8 protein-coding genes are annotated in these 8423 nt (G+C 43.7%); 1 reads left to right on the top strand and 7 read right to left on the bottom strand.

What is annotated here, in order from left to right; translation table 11 throughout:
- The first annotated feature begins 425 nt into the window (after positions 1-425).
- Positions 426-1244 (top strand): methyltransferase, encoded by an 819-nt coding sequence (locus HF974_02515; protein MBC2697211.1) that lies wholly within the window; start codon positions 426-428, stop codon positions 1242-1244.
- A gap of 406 nt (positions 1245-1650) precedes the next feature.
- Here HF974_02515 and HF974_02510 read toward each other — a convergent pair whose 3' ends face one another.
- The 7 genes from HF974_02510 to cbiQ (HF974_02480) all read right to left on the bottom strand — a co-directional run bounded on the left by HF974_02510 (position 1651) and on the right by cbiQ (HF974_02480) (position 8422).
- On the bottom strand, positions 1651-2592 hold the full coding sequence (locus HF974_02510) for an ABC transporter ATP-binding protein (GenBank protein ID MBC2697210.1): 942 nt from the start codon (positions 2590-2592) through the stop codon (positions 1651-1653).
- Complete coding sequence (gene cbiQ / locus HF974_02505; GenBank protein MBC2697209.1) at positions 2589-3362, bottom strand: cobalt ECF transporter T component CbiQ; 774 nt, start codon at positions 3360-3362, stop codon at positions 2589-2591. The genes HF974_02510 and cbiQ (HF974_02505) overlap by 4 nt, the downstream gene beginning before the upstream one ends.
- A gap of 17 nt (positions 3363-3379) precedes the next feature.
- Entirely contained in the window at positions 3380-3823 is a 444-nt protein-coding gene (locus tag HF974_02500) for a carboxypeptidase regulatory-like domain-containing protein (GenBank protein ID MBC2697208.1), read from the bottom strand.
- Positions 3824-3837: 14 nt separating this feature from the next.
- Positions 3838-4461 (bottom strand): cobalt transporter CbiM, encoded by a 624-nt coding sequence (gene cbiM / locus HF974_02495; GenBank protein MBC2697207.1) that lies wholly within the window; start codon positions 4459-4461, stop codon positions 3838-3840.
- A 69-nt stretch (positions 4462-4530) separates the two neighbouring features.
- Positions 4531-5736 (bottom strand): PGF-CTERM sorting domain-containing protein, encoded by a 1206-nt coding sequence (locus HF974_02490; GenBank protein MBC2697206.1) that lies wholly within the window; start codon positions 5734-5736, stop codon positions 4531-4533.
- A gap of 959 nt (positions 5737-6695) precedes the next feature.
- Complete coding sequence (locus tag HF974_02485; protein MBC2697205.1) at positions 6696-7637, bottom strand: ABC transporter ATP-binding protein; 942 nt, start codon at positions 7635-7637, stop codon at positions 6696-6698.
- Complete coding sequence (gene cbiQ, locus HF974_02480) at positions 7634-8422, bottom strand: cobalt ECF transporter T component CbiQ (protein ID MBC2697204.1); 789 nt, start codon at positions 8420-8422, stop codon at positions 7634-7636. Before cbiQ (HF974_02480) ends, HF974_02485 begins: the two co-directional genes overlap by 4 nt.
- Position 8423: the final 1 nt, after the last annotated feature.

The following is an 8423-nucleotide window of genomic DNA, read 5'->3' as shown; positions in this document are numbered from 1 at the left end:
CAATAAAGGCAATTCATGAGTGAGTTAGATGTAATAAACAAAGATGCTAGAATGACGCCATAGCTGTGAAATATAATTGCAAAATAGCGTGTGGTTTTGGATAATATTTCTAAAAAATTCTATTTTATTTAATAGTTTTTATTATTTCCTATTCAGCGGGTTTCATGGCAGTGCTTTGACCCAGATGGGGAATGAACTTGAATTCTTCTTACTATTATAAATCAAACCACAGAGCACATTAAGGGTACAGAAAGTCGGGAAATAGTTCTCATGCACGTTCGCTGCGATCCCAGATGTGAATTATTTGTGCCAGAAAAAATTAAAAAGTCTCTGTTTTTCAGGGGCAATGATTAAATATAGAAACGTTATTATGAAATAAATGCAAATAATTGTTATTAAATATAACTTTACAGGAGTATTGTAAGATGGAAAATTATTCAAACAGATTAATTATTGAAGAACTCGAAAAGATATATTCCTCAACTAGGGGTCTCAATGATCAAGAGATCATTCAAGATCATTCGGATAATTTTGAGCCTTTTTTTCAACGACTTGACTATCTAAGTGCACTTGAGATAGACGACCTGTTTGCACAGGATATCGTCTGCAAACTTAAACCTGATTGTGCACTTGAATCAATTGTCCGGTTTCGAAATCTATACAGTTTACGGCTCGAAACCGAAAACGCATATTCAATACTGGAAAGCAGCCAACCATGGGAAGTGCTTGAAAAATTTACCCATTACTCGAATTATGTCCAGCTAGCACAAAGCGAATATCAAGGATCCGGACTTAAACCAGGTGATAGTGTTGTGTTTCTTGGAAGCGGACCTCTACCCCTATCACTTATCATTATGTGCCATCAAAACGGACTTAAAGGAATCGGAATTGAACAGGAACCTGATAGAGCTAAACTCTCAAGAGAGGTGGTGGAGAAACTTGGTCTTTCCAGTCAGATAGAGATAAAAACTGGAAACCACTTTAGCTTACCCCTTAAAAGTAAATACGAACTTCTGATGGTAGCCGCTGCAGCCGAGCCTAAAATAGAGATCTTTAATTATCTGGCAAGTGTGCTGCCTGCGAGAATGAGACTATCCTATCGTATCTATGGAATGGGATTGCGAAGAGTACTGGAAACGGGTTTTCAATTTGAATTGCCTGAACAGTTCACAGAATTATATCGAATTAGACCAGAACCCCCTGTTAACAATACTGTTGTATTTATCACCAAAGAGGCCAGTTAATCTGCCGGTTAAAAGTTGCTACGGCACACCCAACCGCAGTAGAGCTGCAGGGTATAGTTATTAAGATTAACTGCAGGCTGTCCCAAAACTAAAAGCGTGTGTACAAATCAAATGAAATCTATCTCATCTGGGATAATAACATTGAATTATAATCAATAATTGCCCAATTATGATAAAATATAGCCGAATTGTATAATATGAATTAGTTTTGGGACAGCTTGAACTGGTAAGTATTAATTTCCCCTTCCCCCAGCTATAATGACTTTCAGTAATGCGCAGTATTAACCAGGCCAGAATTTGCAATTAATTCCAAGCTCCTCAAGGACATAGTGCACTGTCCAGGAATTGACATAATCAGTTATCACTTTCAACAAACATCACCTTCATCAAGCCTGCCATTGACAATTCATTCCTGCACTACCTCATGCTTTTCTACATGAACATGATACTTGCTTCGTGCAGAAATGATTCCTGAGTGTGTATGTTCGTGGATATGCAGATGTACATGCCCATTCCCACCTTTCATTGTTTCTGTCAGGTTCGTAACCGCACCTTCGATCGAAAGCGGAAGCACATCACACGGATAATCGAAACACCGGAGTATCTCAAAGAGCTGCGTGATCACAGGCACATCCAGGCCGATCTCCACAAGCATTTCTGTTTCTGAAAAAATATCACGGGTCGGCCCGTCTGCGATCACGGTCTTGTCCAGGACAATGACCCGTTCTGCAAGTTCAGGAATTGCATTCACATCATGTGTGATTATCAGCAGCGTTTTTCCTTTCTCTTTAAATCTTCTGAGAATCTCTATCAATTCCCTCCTGCTTTTCGGGTCTAGGTTGGCAGTAGGTTCATCCATAGCAAGTATCTCAGGTTCCATTGAAAGTACAGTAGCAAGAGCAGCCCGCCTCTTCTCACCCCCGCTGAGATGGTGCGGGACCCTGTGCTCATATCCGGCAAGTCCGACCATTTCAAGAGCATCCTTTACCCTTCGCTGTACCTCCTCCTTATCCAGACCGAGATTGATAGGGCCGAATGCCACATCATCACCAAGCAGTGGCATAAAGAGCATGTCATCAGGGTCCTGAAAGACGATCCCGATCTTTTTCGGCATCTCGTGCACTTTTTTGGGATCGATCGGCTCGCCAAAGATCTTGATGGATCCAAGTGATGTTTTGCTGTGCAGGATGCCGTTTAAGTGGAGCAGCAGCGTCGATTTGCCTGCACCGTTCGGTCCGATGAGCGCTACAGATTCACCTTTTTCGATCTCGAACGAGACGTGCTCGAGCGCAACCGTCCCGTCAGGATAGGTGTAATTCAGGTCGCGGACGCGTATCGCAGACGTCATGACACCACCGGCAGTATCACTGAATACATGCGCAGCAGGATTGCGATACCAATGATTAATACGATTAAAGCATAATCCCCTGCCACCATATTGAACCTCGTCATAGTCATTGGATTCCCGGTATAGCCCTTGGAGATCATTGACTTGTACACTCTATCAGATCTCTCATAACTTTTGACTATGAGCATCCCGATCACGTTTCCAAGCATTGAAAGCGCGTACCTGTTCGCCTTTAACACGAATCCTTTGCAACTCATTGCCCTACACATCCTGGAAAACTCTTCCAGCAGAACAAAGATGTAGCGATAGGTAAACATCAGCATCTGGACAAGTGCGCCCGGCACTTTAAGCATGTAGAGTGCCTTTATCGTTGTATCGAACCTCATCGTTCCAAGCATCGTCAACACGAGTGTTACCGCTGCAACCGCCCTCAGTATGATCAAACTTCCGTATCTGACGCCCTCATAAGTCACTGATACTCCGTAGATTCCTATGAGTTCACTCCCTTTCACAGTCAGGGACATGATCACAAGAATCGGAAAAACAAATAAGAATACCAGCCTTATGCGATTGAACACGAATCTTAGGGGGAGTCTTGAGATCAGAAGAAGAACAACTGCGAACAATAGGTTGATAACAGCAAGTTTAAGGTCATTTACGAATACAAACAGAAAAATAAGAAAGGAGAATGTGAGTATCTTTGCTCTTGGATCGAACTTGTGTATTGGAGATTTGAGCAATGCGTATTTGTCGATCTCCGGATACTCCATAAAGTTACTGATCCCCCCTACCTGTTTTCATACTCTTTTTTCAACTTTCGGGCGGCAAATAGCATTCCGATTCCGGCAAGTCCTATCAGGTAGCCAAACCCTGCAACTATCCGCATGTAGAGTGGTATCTCTGCTGGCTCCTGTAATCCTCCGGCTGCCAGATCAAACTCCTTCTCTGCCTTGTGCCCTGTCGCTTCCACAACCACCCTGTAACCGGATACGCCCAGCTTTGGCGTGAAATAGTACATTCCTCCCTCATCGGTCGCACCCTCAAGGTACAGTTCTTCGCCACTTGTGGAGTTTGCGTATATCATCACATCTGCGTGCGCCATGGGCGCTCCGCCACCGTACCATGCCCTTATCTGCACCTCATTTACCTGTTCTTTCACGTATACCCGGTGTGCGGATGCCGGAAGGCACAGTGCCGTACACAGGATAAATACCAGTGCCAGAATGCCCATTATTCTGATTATTTTCATTTTCTTTTATCCTCCGTATCTATTGGTAGCATCTCTGGTTTCACCTTTACCAGAAAAGCCACTGCCGAACCAGTAATGATCGATTCGATTATCATGAGAGGGATGTGCGCTGCTACAGCAACCTTTGCAACGTCCAGAAATTCATCACCTGTTGTGATAAGGCAGATAGCCAGGAAGATCGCAGTGGTGAGCACCGCAAGACCGCCACATATTGCGCCGAGTAACGCCTTTGGGACTCCACTTCTGGACCCCATCCAGAATGCGCCGTAAGCGATCAGTGCGGGTACGCCCACGTTCATCGTGTTCACCCCGATCGTCGTAAATCCCCCGTGCTGGAAGAGAAGCGCCTGCAGAGTAAGACCAATGAACATCGCGGGATATGCGAGCACCCCAAGCACCACACCCAGCAGACCGTTTAGTATGAGGTGAACCGACGTAGGCGGTATCGGCACATGAATCAGGGATGCGATAAAGAACGCGCCAGTCATGACCGAAATCTTTGGTATCTGCTCTACTATACTATCTTTGCTCCGCCAGAGCACTATTGCAAGTAACGTGATTGTTACGACCCAGCCAACCGCTATAACTGGAAGAGATAAAACGCCATCAGATATATGCATTGCTTTGTTCCTCAAAATAAAAAGATTGACAGGGGCGACAAACCCCTGTTTATTCGAAAGCCAACTATCTTACGTTCTCCGTGTCGAAATGAAGAGTGCTGCAATAAGGCCAAGTACGGCAAGGGTGACTCCAAATCCTGGCGTGCTGGATGTACCTGCTGATGCCTGTTTCGTTTCTTCTGCCGCTGTTGCCGTTGGTTCTTCAAGTTCTGCTAATGCATCTTCAAGTTCTTCCAAATTGAGCCTCATAGATTTGGCTGCATCTTCAAGATCATGCACAGCAGTGTGCACATCGCCTGCAGCACTTATGGCTTCCGGTGATGCCTGGACCTCCGGGCTCTCTATAAGTAAATGTGTCAAGTCATAAGGCGATTTACCCGTAACCGGCAACTCCATAGTAGTTACAAAATCACCTGAATCTATTGTGTCTTGATACAGTTTCCGAAGTGCTTCGGTTTTTCCCGCATCAACCAACATTTTTGCTTTGTTCTTCTCAGGCTCGGCTTTATAGGTGTCAAGCTTCCCGATAGAGCTTTCCATATAAACCCCAATGAACTCGAGGCAGTGGGTGCTTAGATGAGCTGTCTCCGCCATAGCTGCCACTTCATCCGGCATACCTTCGACACCAAGGATCGCGTCCGTCTGTGTGTGTATAACTTCGGTGGCTCCTTTAAGCTCCGCCATATTTGTGTCTATTTTCCCTACTGATTCTGCTACCTCGGACCCCGACTCTTTCGGTGCGGATGCTGGTGCTTCTGCTAATGCATCTTCAAGTTCTTCCAAATTGAGCCTCATAGCTTGGGCTGCATCGCCGAGATCATGCACAGCAGTATGCACATTGCCTGCAGCACTTATGGCTTCAGGGGATGCCTGAACATCCGGGTTCTCTATAAGTATATGTGTCAAGTCATAAGGCGAATTACCTGTGACCGGCAACTCCATAGTAGTTACAAACTCACTTGCACCTACAACGTCTTGGTACAGTTTCCGAAGTGCTTCGATTTTTCCCAATGTAAACAACATTTCTCCTCTATTCTTATCGGGATCGGCTTTATAGGTATCGAGCTTCTCGATATCGTTTCCCATATACACCCCAATGTGATTGAGAGCATGGGTGCTCAGATGAACTGTCTCAGCCGTATCTTTCATTTCATCCGGCACACCTTCGATGCCAATGATTGCGTCCGTCTCCTCGTGTATGATCTTGGCGGCTCCTTCAAGCTCCGCCATATTTGCGTCTATTTTTTCCACCACTACTGATACATCTTGCGCCATTACTGGCGAAGCGCTCGTTAGAGCCAACAGCATTGCTGTTGCCACTGTAACAATTCCAACCATTCTTTTCGTTTTCATCTCATTTGCCTCATATTTATTTATTTTACTGTTTATAAACTTGCTTTAGTGCTTAAAATATATTATCCAGTCCTCGTTTGATCCATACCACCTTCACATGCATGGTACCATCGATATGCTTGGATTTGATAGGATGAATTGGACTCCCGATAGTGCAGTGTGCTTCACCTGATCGTTCACCCCACAGAGCGTAGATGATCTCGCCATAAGTGGGATATGTCTGATTGCTTTGCGCGTTGTGTGCATTCGTATTGAGTCTTCGCGCGTGTTGACCGCAATTTGGGGCATTTTCAGGTGTCTCCTAGTAATCATACTATATGGGTTAACGCAGATTTACTTGAGTTTGCACAAGTTAACTGATCTTATATAATCCTTTTGGATTTTCTTTTCAAGACCGTTACATTACATGTTGGTACTATCAAAATAACCGCAGATGAACACAGATAAACGCGGATACGCTACCTGAAAATCTGTGTTCATCTGTGTTTATCTGTGGTTTCATAATATTCACAAACACGAATTGAAACGGTCTCGATATCTATCGATTAATAAGTAAAAGTTCGCTGAAGCTGGCGTTAATTTGTGCTGGATGATGCATGATATTATTTCCAACGGGAAAAATAGAAAATAAACAATGTATAAAATTCTATAAAGTCAGGGACTTTTCCAACAATCTTGAATGATAGTGTATTTTCAGTGTGGGATTTTTAGAGAAGTAGTACTTTGGTGAAATTAACGTTATTGCTGCTGGTTTAGTGAATAAATTGATTTGTCAAAAATGGGTTGTACATAGTGATTTTTTTTATAATTATCTCCTGTTATTCTCGTATATATTCCCATTTTAGGTACAAATTGGTAACATCGTTGTTTATGTTGACAATTCATTCCTGCACTAACTCATGCTTTTCTACATGAACATGATACTTGCTTCGTGCAGAAGTGATTCCTGAGTGTGTATGTTCGTGGATATGCAGATGTACATGCCCATTCCCACCCTTCATTGTCTCTGTCAGGTTCGTAACCGCACCTTCGATCGAAAGCGGAAGCACATCACACGGATACTCGAAACACCGGAGTATCTCAAAGAGCTGCGTGATCACAGGCACATCCAGGCCGATCTTCACAAGCATTTCTGTTTCTGAAAAAATATCACGGGTATGCCCGTCTGCGATCACGGTCTTGTCCAGGACGATGACCCGTTCTGCAAGCTCGGGAATAGCGTTCACATCATGTGTGATTATCAGCAGGGTTTTTCCATTCTCTTTAAGTCTTCTGAGAATCTCTATCAATTCCCTCCTGCTTTTCGGATCAAGGTTGGCAGTAGGTTCATCCATGGCAAGTATCTCAGGTTCCATAGAAAGTACAGTGGCAAGTGCAGCCCGCCTCTTCTCACCCCCGCTGAGATGGTGCGGGACCCTATGCTCATATCCGGCAAGTCCGACCATTTCAAGAGCATCCTTTACCCTTCGCTGCACCTCCTCTTTATCCAGACCTAGATTGATCGGACCAAAAGCCACATCATCACCAAGCAGAGGCATGAACAGCATATCATCAGCATTCTGGAATACGATACCGATCTTTTTCGGCATCTCATGTATCTTTTTCGGATCAACAGGTTCATCGAGGATCCTGATAGACTCAAATGATGTAGCACTATGCAGTATACCGTTGAGATGGAGCAGTAATGTGGATTTACCTGCCCCGTTCGGACCGATGAGCGCTACAGCTTCACCTTTTTCGATCTCAAATGAGACATTCTCGATTGCAGCTGTTCCGTCATCATATATATAGCTCAGATCTTGAATTTTTATAGCAGACATTATGTTCCCTCCAGTGTACCATACCATACTGCAACCTGTACAAAAATAGCAAACCCACAGACCACTACCGTATAAAGCCAGTCCTGCGGTCTAAGAGTAAATTCATGCATTGTAGTAATCTTTCCTGTATACCCTTTTGATCTCATAGCATAGAAGACTCGCTCCGCCTGTTCATAACTCATTACAAAGAGTGTTGCAATGGCCTTACTAAGTGTGGTTATTGTATACAGGTTCGATCCCCTCTTAAACCCCCGGGAGGTTAAAGAGCGTTCCATTAGCATAAACTCATTAGATAGCACAAAAATATATCTATAAGTGAATGCAAGCATCTGCACCAGTTTGTTTGGTATATGCAGGTCTTCGAGTGCTTTGATAGTAATATCCATCCGGGAGGTCCCGATCATCGGAAATATCAGCATTACCGCCGTAAGTGCTTTGATCACGATCATAACAGCAAATTCAACCGACTCTATGCCACGGTAGTTCAGTGTAATGCTGCCAATATATGCTATTGCAACTCCTTCACCTATAATCGTAAAAGGGAGAAAAATAAGGAAGGGCAGCACAAATAGAAAGACTAATTTCAATCGTCCCACGACAAAGGAAAATGGAATCCTTGATATATATACCAGAATAATAGCAAAAAGCATACTTATTATGACCAGTTTGAGATCATATAAAAGCATGATCGAAAATATCAGCGCAAGTATGGAAATAACCTTAAGGCGGGGATCCCATCTGTGGATCGGTGAAGATAATCCTGCATATATATCGATCTCTGATATCAAA

Source organism: ANME-2 cluster archaeon, from assembly GCA_014237145.1.
In the GTDB taxonomy this organism is placed as follows: Archaea; Halobacteriota; Methanosarcinia; order Methanosarcinales; family Methanocomedenaceae; genus Methanocomedens_A.
Note: the sequence above shows the minus strand (reverse complement) of the source record. Positions and strands in the feature narration are given on the sequence as shown.